A 15,663-nucleotide genomic window follows, 5' to 3' on the forward strand; every position below is an offset into this window, starting at 1 on the left:
CGCCGCGGGTCGCCCCGCTTCCTCTTGCCCCAAATATCCCCGCCGGAGGCTTCCGATTTCCCGCGGAAATCGGAACAGGGCCCTCCGGGCCGCGCGCCGCCCGTGCATCGCGCTTTTGCCTGCCGCGCCGCCCCTGTAGGGTGGCGCCATGGAATCGGGCATCGACTGGCATTACGCGAAAGCCGTTCTGGAATGGCAGGTGGAGCTCGGCGCCACCGAGGCCATCCTCGACGCGCCGGTGAACCGGTTCGACCTGCCCAGGGTGCAGCCGAAGACCCCCGCCCGGGCCGCGCCGCCGGCCGAGGAGCCCGTCCGCGTCCGGGCCGAGGTCGACGCGGTCGAGGTCGCGCGCGCCGCGGCGCAGGGGGCGCATGACCTCGCCGCGCTCGCGGCGGCGATGGCGGCCTACGATCATTGCGAGCTCAAGCGCGGCGCGCGCAACCTCGTCTTCTCGGACGGCCACCCGGCCGCGCGGGTGATGATCCTGGGCGAGGCGCCGGGCCGCGACGAGGACCGCGTCGGCCGGCCCTTCGTGGGCCGCGCCGGTCAGCTGCTCGACCGGATGCTGGGCGCGATCGGGCTCGACCGGGGCGAGAAGGAGCGCGACCGCGCGGTCTACATCACCAACGTCCTGCCGTGGCGGCCGCCGCAGAACCGCGACCCCGAGGCCGGGGAGATCGCGATGATGCTGCCCTTCGTGCAGCGCCACGTGGAGCTCGTCGATCCGGAGGTCGTGATCCTGATGGGCAACATCTCCTGCCAGGCCGGGCTGGGCCGGCGCGGCATCCTGAAGCTGCGCGGAAAATGGGCCGAGGCCTATGGCCGTCCGGCCCTGCCGATGACGCATCCGGCCTACCTGCTGCGCCAGCCGCAGGCCAAGCGCGAGGCGTGGTCGGATCTCTTGTCGCTGAAGGCGAGGCTCGGCTGATGCTGCCGGTCGATCCCATCGTGCTCCTGGCCTTCCTGCCGGCCGGGCTGGCGCTGAACCTCACCCCCGGGGCCGACATGCTGTTCTGCATCGGGCAGGGGATGCGGCGCGGGCCGCGGGCGGCCTGGGCGGCCAGCGGGGGGATCTCGCTGGGCTCCTTCGTGCACGGATTGCTGGCCGGGCTGGGGCTGGGCGCGCTGGTGGCGGCACATCCCGGGCTTTTCGACGCCATCCGCTGGATCGGCGTGGCCTACCTGCTGTGGCTGGCGGTCAGCTCGCTCAGGGCGCGGGCACCGGGGCCGGCGGCGCCCGAAAGCTCCTCCCGCGCCTTCCGCGACGGCTTCGTCGTGAACCTGACGAATCCCAAGGTGATCCTCTTCGTGCTGGCCTTCGTGCCGCAATTCGTCGATCCCGCCCGCGGCCAGGTGCTGGCGCAGTTCCTGACCTTCGCGGCGATGCTCGCGATCGGCGGCTTCGTCATCAACGGGCTCGCCGGCGCCTTCTCGGCCCGGGTCGGCCAGCGGATGGCGCGGTCCGAGGGCATGTCGCGCTGGCTGGGCCGGATCAGCGCGGGCATCTTCGGGGCGCTGGCGCTCAGGCTCGCGCTGACGGAGCGCGCGTGATGGCCGAGCGCGCGTTCATCCCGGTCCGGATCGCGGTGCTGACCGTCTCGGATACCCGCGGGCCCGAGGACGACCGCTCCGGCGACCTGCTGGTCGAACGGCTGGAGGGCGCGGGCCACCGGCTGGCCGCGCGGGGCATCCTGCGCGACGACCGGGCGATGATCGCGGCGAAGCTCAGGGAGTGGATCGCGAACCCCGGCATCGACGTGATCCTGACCACCGGCGGCACCGGGCTGACCGGGCGGGACGTCACGGTCGAGGCGCATCGCGACGTCTACGAGAAGGAGATCGACGCCTTCGGCACGGTCTTCACCATGGTCTCGATGGGCAAGATCGGCACCTCCGCGGTGCAGAGCCGCGCCACGGGCGGCGTCGCGGGCGGCACCTATCTCTTCGCGCTGCCGGGCAGCACCGGGGCCTGCCGCGACGCCTGGGACGAGATCCTCGCCGCGCAGCTCGATTACCGGCACACGCCCTGCAATTTCGTCGAGATCATGCCGCGGCTCGACGAACACCTGCGACGGAAATGATCCGCGGCTACGTATCAGCCCCGTAACCGGCAGGTTCCGCCCTCTCCGGATGACACCCTTGTGCCTTGGCAGAGGGCGCGCGGGCCTGCGATACTTCCCCGTCGCCGGGCGCCCGGCACGCCGCAAGAAGGACTGCCCATGCGTTTCCTGCGCCACAGCCTCGCCGGGCTGTTCCTCGTCTCCCTCACGCTGGCCCTGATCGTCTGGGCCGGGGCGCTGGTCTTCGGCGCCGTGCAGGACCGGATGAGCCAGGAACCCCGCATCCCCCCCGCGCGGGAGCGGGTCTTCGCGGTGAACGTGACGCGGGCGGTGCCCGAGACGATCGCGCCGGTGCTCACCGCCTTCGGCGAGGTCCAGAGCCGCCGGACGCTGGTGCTGCGCGCCTCGGCCGCCGGAGAGATCGTCGGGATCAGCGAGAATTTCGAGAGCGGCGGACAGGTGGCGGCGGGCGAGGTCCTGCTGGAGATCGACCCGGTCAATGCCGAGGCGGCGCTTGCCCGGGCCGAGGCCGACCTGCGCGACGCCGAGGCCGAACAGCGCGACGCCGAGCGCGCGGTCGGGATCGCCCGCGACACCCGGGTTGCGGCCGAGGAGCAGGCCGCCCTGCGCGAGAAGGCCTTCCGCCGGCAGGTCGATCTTCAGGACCGCGGCGTCGGCACCGCCGCGACGGTCGAGGAGGCGGAGCTCGCCGCCGCATCCTCGCGCCAGTCGGTGCTGTCCGCGCGCTCGGCCGAGGCCAATGCCGAGGCGCGCGTCGATCAGGCGGCGACCGCGCTCGCCCGCGCGACACTGGCCCGCGACGAGGCGCAGCGCGATCTCGACAACACCGTCGTCCGGGCGGGCTTCGCGGGCATCCTCGCGGACGTCTCCGTGGTCGAGGGCGGGCTCGTGTCGAGCAACGAGGAGCTTGGCCGGCTGATCGATCCCGACGCGCTCGAGGTCGCCTTCCGGGTCTCCACCGCGCAATACGCCCGGCTGCTCGACGCGCGCGGCCGTCTGCGCCCCGCCCCGGTGACAGTCACGCTCGACGTGCAGGGGCTCGGGCTGACCGCCGAGGGCGAGATCAGCCGCGACAGCGCCGCGGTCGGGGAGGGGCAGGTCGGCCGGTTGATCTTTGCCCGGCTCGACGCGCCGCGCGGTTTCATCCCCGGCGATTTCGTGACCGTGGCCACCGAGGAGCCGGCGCTCGAGAACGTGGTGCGGCTGCCGGCCACAGCGCTCGACGCGGCGGGCACCGTGCTGGTGGTGGGGGACGACGACCGGCTCGAGGTGCTGCCCGTGACGCTGGAACGGCGGCAGGGCGACGACGTGCTGGTGCGCGGCGACGCGCTGGCCGGGCGCGACGTGGTGCGCGAACGCTCGCCCCTGCTGGGCGCGGGCATCAAGGTCCGGCCGCTCGGCGAGGCCGACCGGCAGGCCACGCCCGCGCCCGAACCGGCCGCCCCCGCCATGGTGGCGCTCGAACCCGAGCGCCGCGCCCGCATCCGCGCCTTCATCGAGGCCTCGGAGCGGATGCCCGCCGACATGAAGACCCGCATCCTCGCCCAGCTGGAACAGCCGGAAGTGCCGGTGCAGATGGTCGAGCGGATCGAAGCCCGGATGGGGGGCTGAGCCGATGGCGCGCCAGATGCCCAGGGCCGCGGGCGGGATCCTCTCGTACTTCACCCGCCACCCGACCGCCGCGAACCTGCTGCTGGTCGTGCTGATCGTGATGGGCATCGCCGCGGTGCCGCAGATGCGGGCGCAGTTCCTGCCCGACGTGATCTCGGACGAGATCGACGTCAGCATCCGCTGGGACGGTGCCGGGGCCGAGGATATCGACGCCTCGATCATCCAGCTTCTCGACCCGGTGCTTCTGTCGGTGGACGGGGTTGTGTCGTCCTACGCCCGCTCGACCGAGGGCAGCGCCCGGATCTCGCTGGAATTCGAGCCGAACTGGAACATGGGGCAGGCCGCGGAGGACGTGTCGAGCGCGCTCGACAGCGTCACCAACCTGCCGGAAGAGGCCGAGGAGCCGACGATCCGGCGCGGCGGCTGGCGCGACCGGGTGACGGACGTGGTCGTGACGGGGCCCGTCGGGGTCGAACAGCTCGGCCGCTTCGCGGATGAATTCGTGACCCGGCTCTTCGCCGAAGGCGTGACGCGGACGACGATCCGCGGCGTCTCGGCCACCGACATCATCGTCGAGGTGCCCTCGGTCAACCTGATCGCCAACGACGTGAGCATGGCCGACATCTCCTCCGCCATCGCGGCCGAGGTCGATGCCGATCCCGCGGGCGACGTGGCGGGCGGCAACGCCCGGGTGCGGACAGGGATCGAGAAGCGCTCCGCCGACCAGATCGCCGCGATCCCGCTGCGTCTGAACCCCGACGGCTCCGAGCTGCGCATCGGCGATGTCGCGGACATCCGGGTCGAGGGGATCGGCAGCGGACGGACCTATTTCGTGGGCGCGAATCCCGCGATCTCGATCCGGGTGGACCGGAACGACAAGGGCGACGCCATCGAGATCCAGCGGACCGTGGAAGAGGTCGCGCGGGAGATGCAGGCGGTGCTGCCCGCGGGCTCATCCATCGACCTGATCCGCACCCGCGCCGAAGAGATCACCGGCCGGCTCGACATCCTGCTCGACAACGGGCTGGTCGGGCTGGGGCTGGTCCTCGTGCTGCTGTTCCTGTTCCTGAACGCGCGCACGGCGCTCTGGGTGGCGGCGGGGATCCCGGTGTCGATGCTGGCGGCCATCGCCTTCATGTACATCGGCGGGCTGACGCTGAACATGATCTCGCTCTTCGCGCTGATCATCACAACGGGCATCGTCGTGGACGACGCCATCGTCGTGGGCGAACATGCCGACGCGCGCTTCCGAAAGCTGGGCGAACACCCGGTGCAGGCGGCCGAGAACGCCGCCCGCCGGATGGCGCTGCCGGTGTTCAGCGCGACCCTGACCACGGTGATCGCCTTCTTCGGGCTGACCATCATCGGCGGTCGCATGGGCGAGATGATCCAGGACATCCCCTTCACGGTGATCGCCGTGCTGGCGGCCTCGCTGATCGAATGCTTCCTGATCCTGCCGCGCCACATGGCCCATGCGCTGGTGCATACCGGGACCCGGCACTGGTACGACATGCCCTCGCACCACGTGAACCGCGGTTTCGTCTGGTTCCGCCGCACCGTCTTCCGCCCGATGATGGCGGGCGTGGTCTGGCTGCGCTACCCGGTGATGGCGGGCGTGCTGGTGGTGCTCGCCTCCCAGGTCGGGCTGGTGGTCAAGGGCGACGTGCCGTGGCGGTTCTTCAACTCGCCCGAACAGCCCTCGGTCTCGGGCAACTTCTCGATGGTGAACGGGGCGACCCGGGCGGACACCATGGCGATGATGCGCGAGATGCAGCGCGCGACCGACGAGATCGGCGCGAAATACGAGGCGGAATACGGCCGCAACCCGATCGACTACGTGATGGCCGAGATCGGCGGCAACACCGGCCGGGCCCTGGCCAGCTCCGAGACCAAGGACGAGGACCTGCTGGGCTCCATCGCGATCGAGCTGATCGACCCGGACCTGCGGCCCTATTCCTCCTACCAGCTCGTCGCCGAGCTGCAGGAGGCGGTGCAGCCGCATCCGCTGACCGAAGAGGTGTCGTTCCGCGGCTGGCATTCCGGGCCCGGCGGCGATGCGCTCGACGTGGAATTCTACGGCGCGGATGCCGCGACGCTGAAGGCCGCCTCGGAGGCGCTGAAGACCGCCGTCCTGCGCTTTCCCGAGGTCTCGGCGGTCGAGGACAACCTGTCCTACGACAAGGACGAGCTGATCCTCGAACTGACCCCGCAGGGCCGCGCGCTCGGCTTCACCATCGACACGCTGGGGCGCGAGCTGCGCAACCGGCTGAACGGGATCGAGGCGGCGACCTTCCCGGAAGGGCCACGTTCCGCCACGATCCGGGTCGAGCTGCCCGAGGACGAGCTGACGGCGGATTTCCTCGAACGGACGCAGATGCGGATGCCCTCGGGCGATTACGTGCCGCTGGCCGATATCGTGCAGGCCGACCGGCGCAGCGGCTTCTCGACCGTGCGGCGCGAGAACGGGCTGCGCACGATCTCGGTCACCGGCGAGATCTCCGAGGACGATCCCGCGCGCGCCGGCGAGATCATGACCGCGCTCAGGGACGAGATCCTACCCGCCATCGCCAGCCGCCACCAGGTCGAATGGCAGATGAGCGGCCTCTCCGAGCAGGAGAGCGAATTCCTGAGCGACGCCGTGACCGGCCTGATCCTCGTCCTGCTGGGCATCTACCTCGTGCTGGCCTGGGTCTTCGCTTCATGGACCCGGCCGCTGGTCATCATGGCGATCATCCCCTTCGGGCTGGTCGGCACGATCTACGGCCACGCGGCCTGGGACGTGCCTCTGTCGATGTTCACCGTGATCGGGCTGATCGGCATGACCGGCATCATCATCAACGACGCCATCGTGCTGGTCACCACGATCGACGACTACGCCGGGGATCGCGGGCTCATCCCCTCGATCATCGACGGGGCCGCGGACCGGCTTCGGCCGGTGCTGCTGACCACGCTGACGACGGTCCTGGGCCTCGCGCCGCTGCTCTACGAGAATTCGAGCCAGGCGCAGTTCCTCAAGCCGACGGTCATCACGCTCTGCTACGGGCTGGGCTTCGGGGTCGTGCTGGTGCTGCTGGTGGTGCCCGCGCTGATCGCGGCGCAGGCCGACGTGTCGCGCCGCGTGACCTCCTTGCGCCGGGCGCTCGGGGCGCGCGGGGCGGGCGGGTTGCGCGGGCTGACATGGGCCGGCGTGGCCGCGATGGCGCTGTGGTGCGCGGCGACGATGGGGGCGACCCTGTGGATCGGGGCGCTGCCCGGCTGGCTGGCGGGGATCGGGGGGCTCGGGTCGCTGTCGCCGCTGGTGGCAAGCGCGGCGGTCTTCATCGGTGGAATGGCGGTCCTGGTGGCCGCGGCCTACGTCCTGGCGGCGATGAACGTCGCGATGCGGCGGCGGCGGTCGGCCTGACCGCCGCCGCCTGGGCGGCTCAGTCGCAGCCCTTGATCTCGACCGTGCGGTCCCGGCCCAGCACGGTGAAGGTCAGCGCGGAGCGGTCGAGCGCGAAGGCCCCGCCGGACTCGTGCATCAGCTCTGTCTGCCCCGTCAGGCGCGCGCCCTGGCGCGCGCTGTCCGCATCCGCGGCCCAGACCCGAGGATCGGCGCTTTCGACCACCACCGTCTCGGTCCCGCCGGCGCTCGGCATGTCGATATCGACCTGCAGCGCGATGCCGTGGCGGCCCGGCCCGACGCGGCAATCCACCGATGCGACCTTGCCCTCCTGCGCCGAGAAGGGGCGCGAGGCCATCGCCGCGGCGATCGCCGGATCGCGATGGCCGCCGTTCGGTTCGAGCACGCCCGTGAGGCGCATCTCGACCGGCACGCAGACCTCGTCGCAGATGCCGATCATCATGTCGCCGCGCAGGGTGATGGGCGCGTCCGGAGAGCGGGGCGTGATCACCAGCGGCAGGACCACGTGTTCGACGTAGCCGATGGAGCGCATGCCGTTCTGGTCGAAGACGACCGGCCGCGGCCAGACCACCGAGGCGCTCTGCAGGTTGTCCGATCCGCGCCACGAGAAGACGGGCGGCACGCCCGCCTCGCCCGGCACGCGCCAGTAGGTCTTCCAACCCTCGGCCAGCCGCAGCTCCAGCCCCGCGACATGGCGCCCGTCGGCCTGCCGCCAGCCCGGCAGCAGCCGTGCGGTGATGTTCTCGGCATAGGGGTTTGCGGCGGCGGCCCCGGCCAGCAGCGGCAGCGCCGCGAGGGCGCCGAGGAGGGTGCGAATGGCTTTCATGCCCCCTAGATGCGCGGCATGGCGGCCCTTGCCAACTCACATTCCGGCGACATCTCCGCAACATCGCGGTCTCGTGACCGCTCCGTCACATCGCCGGGCTGCCCTTGCGTCGCCGGGTCAAAGCCTCCATTTTTCAGGATGACACCACGCATGACCCAGCCGGAGCCCCCTGTGCACGAACCGACAGACCTGACCGGCAAGCTGCTGATCGCCATGCCGGGGATGCGGGATTCCCGCTTCTCCGCCGCGGTCGTCCTGCTCTGCGCCCATTCCGACGAAGGCGCCATGGGACTGATGATCAACCGCCCCGCCCTGGGCGTACGGCTCGGCGATCTGTTCGAACAGCTGAACGTGGAATGCGAGGGCGGCGCCGGGGAAATGCCCGTCCTGTCCGGCGGCCCGGTGGAGGAGGAGCGGGGCTTCGTCCTGCACACCCGCGAATACCAATCCGCGATCTCGACCCTGAACGTGACCGACGAACTGGCGATGACCGCCACGATGGACATCATGGAGGACATCGCCGACGACCGCGGCCCCGAGCGCGCGCTGGTGGCTCTGGGCTATTGCGGCTGGGGCGAGGGGCAGCTCGAGCACGAGATGGGGCTGAACGCCTGGCTCACCTGCGACGCGACGGCCGAGCTGGTCTTCGGCCGGGACCTGGGCGGCAAGTGGGAAGCGGCGCTGCGCAGCCTCGGGATCAACCCCGCCACGCTGTCGGCGCTCTCGGGCCGGGCCTGAGGGTCAGTCCCGCGGCGCGGCGGCGCGGCGGAGGCGGTCGTTGATGGCGAGCCCGAGGCCCTCCTCGGGGACCGGCGCGACCGCGATGGCCTTTGCGCCCATCTCGTCCAGCCGGTGAAACACCGTGAAGAGACGTGCGGCCGCCTCGGCCAGGTCGCCGCGTTCGGACAGGTTCAGATCGCCGCGAACGGCGCCGAAGCCCACCATCGTCTCGCCCGCACGCGGTTCGGTCGCGCCGAGCCGGACGCGCCCGCTCGGGGCGTAATGCGACAGGAGCTGGCCGGGCGAGGTGATGCCCGCCTCGGGCGCGGGCGGCAGCAGCGGCGCGCCCAGCACGGCCTCCGCCGCCTCCTTCGCGATGCCGCCCGGGCGCAGCAGCCGCGCCGTGCCGTCCGGTCCGAAGCCGATGATCGTGCTCTCCAGCCCGACCGCGCAGGCCCCGCCGTCGAGCACCGCCTCGATCCGGCCCGAAAGCCCGGCCATCACATGCCGCGCCTCGGTCGCGCTGACCCGGCCCGAGGGGTTGGCCGAGGGCGCGGCGATCGGGCCTGCGAACCGGCGGAGCAGGTCCTGCGCCAGGGGGTGCGCCGGGACGCGGATCGCCAGAGTCGGCAGGCCCGCGGTGACCAGCGGCGCGATCCCGGCCTGCGCCTTCAGCGGCAGGACGAGCGTGAGGGGGCCGGGCCAGAACGCCGCGGCGAGATGCCGGGCGGTGTCGGAGAGCTCGACATGACGCGCCGCCGCGGCCAGGTCGGCCACATGCACGATCAGCGGGTTGAAGGCGGGGCGGTCCTTCGCGGCGAAGATCCCCGCCACCGCCGCGTCGGACCGGGCATCGGCCCCGAGGCCATAGACCGTCTCGGTCGGCAGCGCGACCCGGCCGCCCGCGCGCAGGATCTCCGCCGCGGCGTCGAGCCCGGCATCGTCCGGCGGAAGAAGACGTGTCTCGGGCATGGGTCCCCGCTGCGGGTCTGACGCCGCGTTTCGATTGCCTCGGCTTGCGCGAAAAGGCGTTATGTGAACAGGTCCGAGTGCATAATCCCGCGCGGCAGGAATGCCAAGGGACCGGTTTTCAAGGGAGGTTCGCATGCCGTATCAAGCACCCGTTTCCGAATTCCGCTACATCCTCGACCACGTGGTCGGCATGGATCAGGTGGCGGCGACCGAGCGTTTCGCCGAGGCGACCCCGGAGACGGTCGAGGCGATCCTGACCGAGGCCGGGCGGCTCTGCCAGGACGTGATCGCGCCGCTGAACCGCAATGGCGACCTCGACCCCGCGCGGCTGGAGAACGGCGTGGTGCGGACCTCGAAGGGGTTTGCCGAGGGCTACAAGGCCATCGCCGAGGGCGGCTGGGTCGGCATCTCCGCCCCCGCGGAATTCGGCGGCATGGGCCTGCCGCACACGCTGACCACGGTCTTCAACGACATGATCTCGGCCGCCTGCCTGTCGCTGGGGCTGAACCCGCTGCTCACGCAGGGCCAGATCGAGGCGCTGGAAGCGCATGCGCCCGACTGGATGAAGCAGATGTACCTGCCCAGGCTCATCTCGGGCGAATGGACCGGCACGATGAACCTGACCGAACCGCAGGCGGGCTCGGACGTCGGCGCGCTGCGCTCGAAGGCCGAACCGAACGGAGACGGCAGCTACGCGGTCACGGGACAGAAGATCTACATCTCCTGGGGCGATCACGATTTCGGCGGCAACGTCTGCCACCTCGTCCTCGCGCGGCTGCCCGACGGGGCCCCGGGGACGCGGGGGATCAGCCTCTTCATGGTGCCGAAGTACCTGCCGAACGAGGACGGGTCGCTGGGTGAGGCGAACACGCTGAAGGTGGTCAGCCTCGAGCACAAGCTGGGCCTGCACGGCTCGCCGACCTGCGTGATGCAGTTCGACGGGGCGAAGGGCTGGCTCGTGGGCGAGGCACACAAGGGCATGGCGGCGATGTTCACCATGATGAACAACGCCCGCCTCGGCGTCGGGGTGCAGGGGATCGGGGCCGCCGACGGCGCCTACCAGCACGCGCTGGCCTATGCGCTCGACCGCAAGCAGGGCAAGACCCCGGTCGAGGGGACCGGCACCATCGTGGATCACGCCGACGTCCGCCGGATGCTGCTGACGATGAAGGCCGATCTCTTCGCCGCGCGCTCCATCGCGCTGGCCTGTGCCGTGGCGCTCGACATGTCGAAGGCGACCGGCGAGGCGGAATGGGAGGCGCGCGCCGCGCTGCTGACCCCGATCGCCAAGGCCTTCGGGACCGAGACGGGCATGCGCGCGGCCGAGACCGGCGTGCAGGTGCACGGCGGCATGGGCGTCATCGAGGAGACGGGGGCCGCGCAATATTCCCGCGACGTCCGCGTGACCGCGATCTACGAAGGCACCAACGGCATCCAGGCGATGGACCTCGTCGCCCGCAAGATGGCCGATGGCGGCGAGGCCGCGCAGGCCCTGATCGACGAGATGCAGGCGGTGGCCGAGGAGGCCCGCGCCCGCAACGGCGATCTGGGCGATCCGGTCTGGCAGGCAACCGAGTCGCTGCGCGAGGCGACCGAATGGCTGGTGGCGCAGAAGGACCTCAACGTCCGTTTCGCCGGCGCCGTCCCCTTCCTATCTGCATTCGCACGGGTGCTGGGTGGCCATTACCACCTCAAGGCAGCTATGGAAGAGGCCGAGGATGGGCCGCGCACCAAGCTCGCGCGGTTCTACATCAACCGGCTTCTGCCGGAGCATGTGGGCCTTCTGGCCCAGTCAATGGTGGGCAGCACGGACCTCTACGCGCTCCGCCCCGAGGAAATGTACGCATGATGGACGGCGCCACGGCTGGCATCCGATACCCGCTGGAAACACCCCCGCAGCCCGACGAGGCGATCGAGATCGCCGAGGGGGTGCTCTGGCTCCGGATCTCCCTGCCGATGGCGCTGGATCACGTGAACGTCTACGCGCTGGACGACGGTGCGGACGGCTGGACCATCGTGGACACCGGGACCTTCACCAAGAAGACCGTACGCATCTGGGAACACCTGCTCGCCGGCCCGCTCGGCGGGCGGCCGGTGCACCGGATCCTCATCACCCACCACCACCCCGACCACGTCGGCATGCTGGGCTGGTTCATGGAGCGCGGCGCAGAGCACTGGACCTCGCGCACCTCCTACCTGCTGTCCCGGATGCTGGTGCTCGACGTCGAGGAACACCATTCCGAGGCGAACCTGCGGTTCTGGCAGATGGCGGGCATGCCGGCCGAGGCCATCGCGAAGCGGCGCGAGACCCGGCCCTTCAACTTCGCCGACATCGTCGCCCCGATCCCGGTGGGCCATTACCGCCTGGTCGAGGGCGATGTCGTCACCATGGGCGGCCGCACCTGGGATGTCCGGATGGGCGCGGGCCACGCGCCCGAACACGTGACGCTCTGGTCGCGGGACGACAACCTCGTGATCGGCGGCGACCAGCTCTTGCCGTCGATCTCGCCCAATGTCGGCGTGCAGGCGGCCGAGCCCGAGGCCGATCCGCTGGCCGACTGGCTGGAGGCCTGCGAACGCCTCTCGACCTACGCGCGCGAGGATCACTTCGTCCTGCCCGGTCACAAGCTGCCCTTCACCGGGCTGCCGCACCGGATGAACCAGCTCGTGCAGAACCACCACAGCGGGCTGCGGCGCCTGAAGAGCTACATCGCGGAGCCCCGGACGGCCGTGGAGTGCTTCCCGCCGCTCTTCAAGCGCAAGATCGACGAGGGGACCTATCACCTCGCCATGATCGAGGCCTATGCCCACCTCTCGCACCTCTACAAGCAGGGCGAGGCGACCCGCACCCGGCGCGAGGACGGCGCATGGCTCTGGCAGGCCGTCGCCGAATGAGCCGCGCGGCCATGGTCGCCGGCGCCGCGCCGCACTAGATCAGACCCATGGACGACGATATCCGCACCAGCGCCGAAGCCGCCGAGGACGCCGCGATCCCGCGGCGCCACGACACCCATTCCGACCCGAACGCCCCGACCGACGGGCCGCGGGCCCTGACGGCCAAGCCGGTCAAGGCCAAGAGCCCCGCGGAATGGGCCTATGAACGGCTGATCCTCTACATCCAGAACTTCGAGAAGATGCTCGACGCAGAGCACGAGGTCGCCATCGGGTTCACCGGATCGGACGCCGGCGTGATGCGAATCGAGGGGATGGGCTTCTTCGATCCCGACATCGTGACCTTCTACGGAACCGGCACGGACGGCGCGCGGGCGCAGCTTGTCCAGCATGTCAGCCAGCTCAACGTGATGCTGCGCGCGCTGCCGAAACCGCAGGGCGCGAAGGAGCCGCAGCGGATCGGCTTCCGCCTGGCCGCCGACCTCGAACGCGAGACGGGCGAAGATACGGCGGAGTGACGCAACGGGCCGATTTGCGCGCATCCCGGTCGTGACAGGGGGTGGCGAATAGGCTAATCGTTCCGCGAACATTCCATCCGACCAAGGAAGCGAACATGGCCGAGCACAAGCATGGCGAAATGGACATCACCGAGCAGGAGAAGACCTTTGACGGCTTCATCAAGGTCTCGACCTACGTGGCCGTCTTCTCGGTCCTCGTGCTGATCTTCCTGGCCATCTTCAACACCTGACCCCGTCGGGCGTCTTCCCAGAGTGAGGTTCACCATGCTGCGTCAGGGCATCGCCGTCATGGCTCTCGTCGCGTTGGCCGCCTGTGCCGGCGAGGGGCAGAGCCGGGGCTCCGCCACGCCCGAAGAGGTGGCGCGCGCGGTCTATCACCACCCGGGGCCGACCAGCCTGACGCTCTACACGGTCGTCAGCAACAACACCGGCTCGGGCGGGCACACCGCGCTGCTGGTGAACGGCTCGCAGCGGGTGATCTTCGATCCGGCCGGTTCCTTCCACCACCACGAGGTGCCGCGCCGCGACGACGTGCTCTACGGCATCACCCCGGCGTTCGAGCTGGGTTATCGCTCGATGCATGCCCGTCCGGCCTATCACGTGGTGTCGCAGACGGTGGAGGTCTCGCCCGAGGTCGCCGAACGCGCGCTCCGTCTGGTCGAGGCGAACGGCCCGGTTTCCCAGACCCGCTGCGCTGCCGCGACGGCCGCGGTCCTGAAGCAGTTGCCGGGGTTCGAGGGGATCAGCTCCACGCTCTACCCGGTGCAACTCCAGAAGAGCTTCGAACAGGTCACGGGCGTCCAGGGCACCCGCTATTACGAGGATTTCACCCCGCCCACGGGCGGGTGATCCCCGGCTGCCGGGTTCAGCCGAGCCAGGCCATCAGGATGAAGAGCGTCGCCGCGCCGGTCACGAGACCCGCGAAGACGTTCCGCGTCGCGATTCCCACGCCCAGAGTGACGAAGGTGGCGCCGAGCCGTGCCGGGTCCGGCTCTCCGCCGGTCGCCGCGGGCCAGGCCACCAGCGGCGCCACCAGCGCGGGCAGGATCGCCACGGCGGTGTAGCGCAGGTGGCGCAGCAGCCATGCGGGCATCGCCCGGTTGCCGACCAGCCCCAGGAAGACGAAGCGCAGCCCGAAGGACCCGAGCGCCAGGCCCGCGATCACCAGCCAGAGGGTCACGTGATCGCTCATGCCTCGGCCTCCTTGGCCTGCGGGACGTGGCCGGGCTTCACCCGCGCCACCCATTGCTCCACCGCGGCGCCCGCCATCATGCCGAGCAGGCCCGCCGCCAGCAGGCCGAGGTTCAGCGGCAGCGACACCAGCAGCAGCGAGGCGGTGACCGCCACGAAGCAGGCCGCGAGGTGCGGCAGAGACCGCAGCATCGGCGCGACCATGGCGATGAAGGTGATCGGCATCGCGAAATCGAGACCGAGCGAGGCGGGCATCGCCTCGCCGATCATGGCGCCGACCACGGTGAAGACATACCAGAACGGGCAGATCGGGGTGACGACGCCGAAGAAATAGGCCAGCTTCTGCGACATCGACCAGTCGCGGTGCTTCTCGTAGGCGCCGACCGACAGCGCGAAGCTCTGATCGACCAGGAAATAGGCCACGAACACCCGTTTCCACATCGGCGCCGCGCCGAGGTGCGGGGTCAGCGTCGCCGAATACATCGCCATCCGCAGGTTCACCGCCAGCGCCGAGACCAGCGCGATGATCGCGGGCGCGTCGTCCTGCAGCAGCTGGAGCGCGGTGAACTGCGCGGCCCCCGCGATGACGGCGACCGAGAAGGCGAGCGCCTCGAGGATGTTCAGCCCCGCCTCGGTCGCGACCACGCCGAAGAGCAGGGCGAAGGGCGACACGATGAAGAAGAAGGGCGCGCCCTCCCGCACACCTTTCCAGTAGGCGGATTTCACGGTGGTCGTCATGGGGGAATGTCCGTAGGTTTCCGGGCGAAGTCGTAACGCCGGGACCGGAGGGATGCAATGCAGCCACGCCTTTGCGCGAAACGGGCCCGGGGGGCGCCCGCATGAAGGCGCCTTTGGGCCTTGTCCTCGCGGGTGGCGAGGGCCGCCGGCTCGGCGGGGCGGACAAGGCGCTGGTGCCGCTGGCGGGCCGCCCGCTGCTGGCGCATGTGCTGGCGCGGTTCGAGCCGCAGGTCGAGGGCTGCGCGGTCAGCGCGAACGGAGACCCGTCGCGCTTCGCGGGCTGGGGGCTTCCGGTGCTCGCCGACGCGGCGCCGGGCGGGCAGGGGCCGCTGGCGGGCGTGCTCGCCGGGCTCGACTGGGCGGCAGCCGAGGGGGCTGAGATGCTGGTGACGGTGGCGGTCGACACGCCCTTCCTGCCGCCCGACCTCGTCCCCCGCCTGATCCTCGCGGCCGAGGACATGGCCGTTCCCCTCGCCGTTGCCGCCGCGCCGCTCGGCGGCGAGTTGCGGCGCCACCCCGCCTGCGCCCTCTGGCCGGTGGCCCTGCGAGAGGACCTGCGCGCGGCGCTGCGCCAGGGCACCCGCAAGCTCGGCGGCTGGGCCGCCGAGATGGGCGCGCGTCAGGCCTTCTTCGCGTCGGGCGAGGCCGCCTTCTTCAACGTGAACCGCCCCGAGGACCTCGCCCGGGCCGAAGCGATGCTCTCCGCCTGAG

At 70.8% G+C, this 15,663-nt stretch carries 16 protein-coding genes; 12 read left to right on the top strand and 4 right to left on the bottom strand.

The genetic code is table 11. From position 1 onward, the window contains the following. The first annotated feature begins 148 nt into the window (after positions 1 to 148). From Q344_RS0117675 to Q344_RS0117695, 5 genes are all read left to right on the top strand, one after another. On the top strand, positions 149 to 928 hold the full coding sequence (locus Q344_RS0117675; RefSeq protein WP_028287930.1) for a uracil-DNA glycosylase: 780 nt from the start codon (positions 149 to 151) through the stop codon (positions 926 to 928). Further along, positions 928 to 1,551, top strand: a complete 624-nt coding sequence (locus Q344_RS0117680) for a LysE family translocator (RefSeq protein ID WP_036539841.1) — start codon at positions 928 to 930, stop codon at positions 1,549 to 1,551. The genes Q344_RS0117675 and Q344_RS0117680 overlap by 1 nt, the downstream gene beginning before the upstream one ends. Beyond that, entirely contained in the window at positions 1,551 to 2,081 is a 531-nt protein-coding gene (gene moaB / locus Q344_RS0117685; RefSeq protein WP_028287932.1) for a molybdenum cofactor biosynthesis protein B, read from the top strand. Before Q344_RS0117680 ends, moaB begins: the two co-directional genes overlap by 1 nt. A 138-nt stretch (positions 2,082 to 2,219) precedes the next feature. Next, the gene (locus tag Q344_RS0117690; protein WP_028287933.1) at positions 2,220 to 3,692 is read left to right on the top strand and encodes an efflux RND transporter periplasmic adaptor subunit; all 1,473 of its coding nucleotides are present in this window, start codon (positions 2,220 to 2,222) and stop codon (positions 3,690 to 3,692) included. 4 nt (positions 3,693 to 3,696) lie between these two features. Then, positions 3,697 to 7,095, top strand: a complete 3,399-nt coding sequence (locus Q344_RS0117695; protein WP_028287934.1) for an efflux RND transporter permease subunit — start codon at positions 3,697 to 3,699, stop codon at positions 7,093 to 7,095. 19 nt (positions 7,096 to 7,114) lie between these two features. Here Q344_RS0117695 and Q344_RS0117700 read toward each other — a convergent pair whose 3' ends face one another. After that, positions 7,115 to 7,921 (bottom strand): protein-disulfide reductase DsbD domain-containing protein, encoded by an 807-nt coding sequence (locus tag Q344_RS0117700; RefSeq protein ID WP_028287935.1) that lies wholly within the window; start codon positions 7,919 to 7,921, stop codon positions 7,115 to 7,117. Between the two features lie 150 nt (positions 7,922 to 8,071). On the opposite strand from Q344_RS0117700, the gene Q344_RS0117705 reads away from it, so the two are divergent. Next, on the top strand, positions 8,072 to 8,659 hold the full coding sequence (locus Q344_RS0117705) for a YqgE/AlgH family protein (protein ID WP_051630803.1): 588 nt from the start codon (positions 8,072 to 8,074) through the stop codon (positions 8,657 to 8,659). A 3-nt stretch (positions 8,660 to 8,662) separates the two neighbouring features. Here the strand turns inward: Q344_RS0117705 and Q344_RS0117710 are convergent, their stop codons facing one another. Then, the gene (locus Q344_RS0117710; RefSeq protein ID WP_028287937.1) at positions 8,663 to 9,613 is read right to left on the bottom strand and encodes an L-threonylcarbamoyladenylate synthase; all 951 of its coding nucleotides are present in this window, start codon (positions 9,611 to 9,613) and stop codon (positions 8,663 to 8,665) included. A gap of 133 nt (positions 9,614 to 9,746) precedes the next feature. Here Q344_RS0117710 and Q344_RS0117715 point away from each other — a divergent pair, with 133 nt between their 5' ends. The 5 genes from Q344_RS0117715 (at position 9,747) to Q344_RS24360 (ending at position 13,872) form a co-directional block, all read left to right on the top strand. Next, positions 9,747 to 11,462: an acyl-CoA dehydrogenase gene (locus Q344_RS0117715; protein ID WP_028287938.1), complete on the top strand. Its 1,716-nt coding sequence runs from the start codon at positions 9,747 to 9,749 to the stop codon at positions 11,460 to 11,462. Continuing rightward, positions 11,459 to 12,508 carry an MBL fold metallo-hydrolase gene (locus Q344_RS0117720; protein WP_028287939.1) on the top strand — a complete coding sequence of 350 codons (1,050 nt, stop codon included), beginning with the start codon at positions 11,459 to 11,461 and terminating at the stop codon, positions 12,506 to 12,508. The genes Q344_RS0117715 and Q344_RS0117720 overlap by 4 nt, the downstream gene beginning before the upstream one ends. 47 nt (positions 12,509 to 12,555) lie before the next feature. Beyond that, positions 12,556 to 13,023 (top strand): DUF6173 family protein, encoded by a 468-nt coding sequence (locus Q344_RS0117725; protein ID WP_028287940.1) that lies wholly within the window; start codon positions 12,556 to 12,558, stop codon positions 13,021 to 13,023. A gap of 95 nt (positions 13,024 to 13,118) precedes the next feature. After that, a complete protein-coding gene (locus tag Q344_RS0117730) occupies positions 13,119 to 13,253 on the top strand; it encodes an aa3-type cytochrome c oxidase subunit IV (RefSeq protein WP_028287941.1) in 135 nt (44 codons plus the stop codon). Between the two features lie 34 nt (positions 13,254 to 13,287). Then, the gene (locus tag Q344_RS24360; protein WP_036539844.1) at positions 13,288 to 13,872 is read left to right on the top strand and encodes a hypothetical protein; all 585 of its coding nucleotides are present in this window, start codon (positions 13,288 to 13,290) and stop codon (positions 13,870 to 13,872) included. A gap of 16 nt (positions 13,873 to 13,888) precedes the next feature. Here Q344_RS24360 and Q344_RS0117740 read toward each other — a convergent pair whose 3' ends face one another. Together Q344_RS0117740 and Q344_RS0117745 are read right to left on the bottom strand one after the other, a co-directional pair. Beyond that, positions 13,889 to 14,215, bottom strand: a complete 327-nt coding sequence (locus Q344_RS0117740; RefSeq protein ID WP_028287942.1) for an AzlD domain-containing protein — start codon at positions 14,213 to 14,215, stop codon at positions 13,889 to 13,891. Further along, positions 14,212 to 14,952, bottom strand: a complete 741-nt coding sequence (locus tag Q344_RS0117745) for an AzlC family ABC transporter permease (protein WP_028287943.1) — start codon at positions 14,950 to 14,952, stop codon at positions 14,212 to 14,214. Before Q344_RS0117745 ends, Q344_RS0117740 begins: the two co-directional genes overlap by 4 nt. A gap of 101 nt (positions 14,953 to 15,053) precedes the next feature. Here Q344_RS0117745 and mobA point away from each other — a divergent pair, with 101 nt between their 5' ends. Beyond that, entirely contained in the window at positions 15,054 to 15,662 is a 609-nt protein-coding gene (mobA, locus tag Q344_RS0117750; protein ID WP_028287944.1) for a molybdenum cofactor guanylyltransferase MobA, read from the top strand. Position 15,663 lies beyond the last annotated feature (1 nt).

Source organism: Pseudooceanicola nanhaiensis DSM 18065 (assembly GCF_000688295.1).
GTDB lineage: Bacteria > Pseudomonadota > Alphaproteobacteria > Rhodobacterales > Rhodobacteraceae > Pseudooceanicola > Pseudooceanicola nanhaiensis.

Coding starts and splice junctions, on each gene's coding strand:
- Q344_RS0117675 (WP_028287930.1), top strand. CDS start 149: ATGGAATCGGGCATCGACTGGCATTACGCGAAAGCCGTTCTGGAATGG.
- Q344_RS0117680 (WP_036539841.1), top strand. CDS start 928: ATGCTGCCGGTCGATCCCATCGTGCTCCTGGCCTTCCTGCCGGCCGGG.
- moaB (WP_028287932.1), top strand. CDS start 1,551: ATGGCCGAGCGCGCGTTCATCCCGGTCCGGATCGCGGTGCTGACCGTC.
- Q344_RS0117690 (WP_028287933.1), top strand. CDS start 2,220: ATGCGTTTCCTGCGCCACAGCCTCGCCGGGCTGTTCCTCGTCTCCCTC.
- Q344_RS0117695 (WP_028287934.1), top strand. CDS start 3,697: ATGGCGCGCCAGATGCCCAGGGCCGCGGGCGGGATCCTCTCGTACTTC.
- Q344_RS0117700 (WP_028287935.1), bottom strand. CDS start 7,921: ATGAAAGCCATTCGCACCCTCCTCGGCGCCCTCGCGGCGCTGCCGCTG.
- Q344_RS0117705 (WP_051630803.1), top strand. CDS start 8,072: ATGACCCAGCCGGAGCCCCCTGTGCACGAACCGACAGACCTGACCGGC.
- Q344_RS0117710 (WP_028287937.1), bottom strand. CDS start 9,613: ATGCCCGAGACACGTCTTCTTCCGCCGGACGATGCCGGGCTCGACGCC.
- Q344_RS0117715 (WP_028287938.1), top strand. CDS start 9,747: ATGCCGTATCAAGCACCCGTTTCCGAATTCCGCTACATCCTCGACCAC.
- Q344_RS0117720 (WP_028287939.1), top strand. CDS start 11,459: ATGATGGACGGCGCCACGGCTGGCATCCGATACCCGCTGGAAACACCC.
- Q344_RS0117725 (WP_028287940.1), top strand. CDS start 12,556: ATGGACGACGATATCCGCACCAGCGCCGAAGCCGCCGAGGACGCCGCG.
- Q344_RS0117730 (WP_028287941.1), top strand. CDS start 13,119: ATGGCCGAGCACAAGCATGGCGAAATGGACATCACCGAGCAGGAGAAG.
- Q344_RS24360 (WP_036539844.1), top strand. CDS start 13,288: ATGCTGCGTCAGGGCATCGCCGTCATGGCTCTCGTCGCGTTGGCCGCC.
- Q344_RS0117740 (WP_028287942.1), bottom strand. CDS start 14,215: ATGAGCGATCACGTGACCCTCTGGCTGGTGATCGCGGGCCTGGCGCTC.
- Q344_RS0117745 (WP_028287943.1), bottom strand. CDS start 14,952: ATGACGACCACCGTGAAATCCGCCTACTGGAAAGGTGTGCGGGAGGGC.
- mobA (WP_028287944.1), top strand. CDS start 15,054: ATGAAGGCGCCTTTGGGCCTTGTCCTCGCGGGTGGCGAGGGCCGCCGG.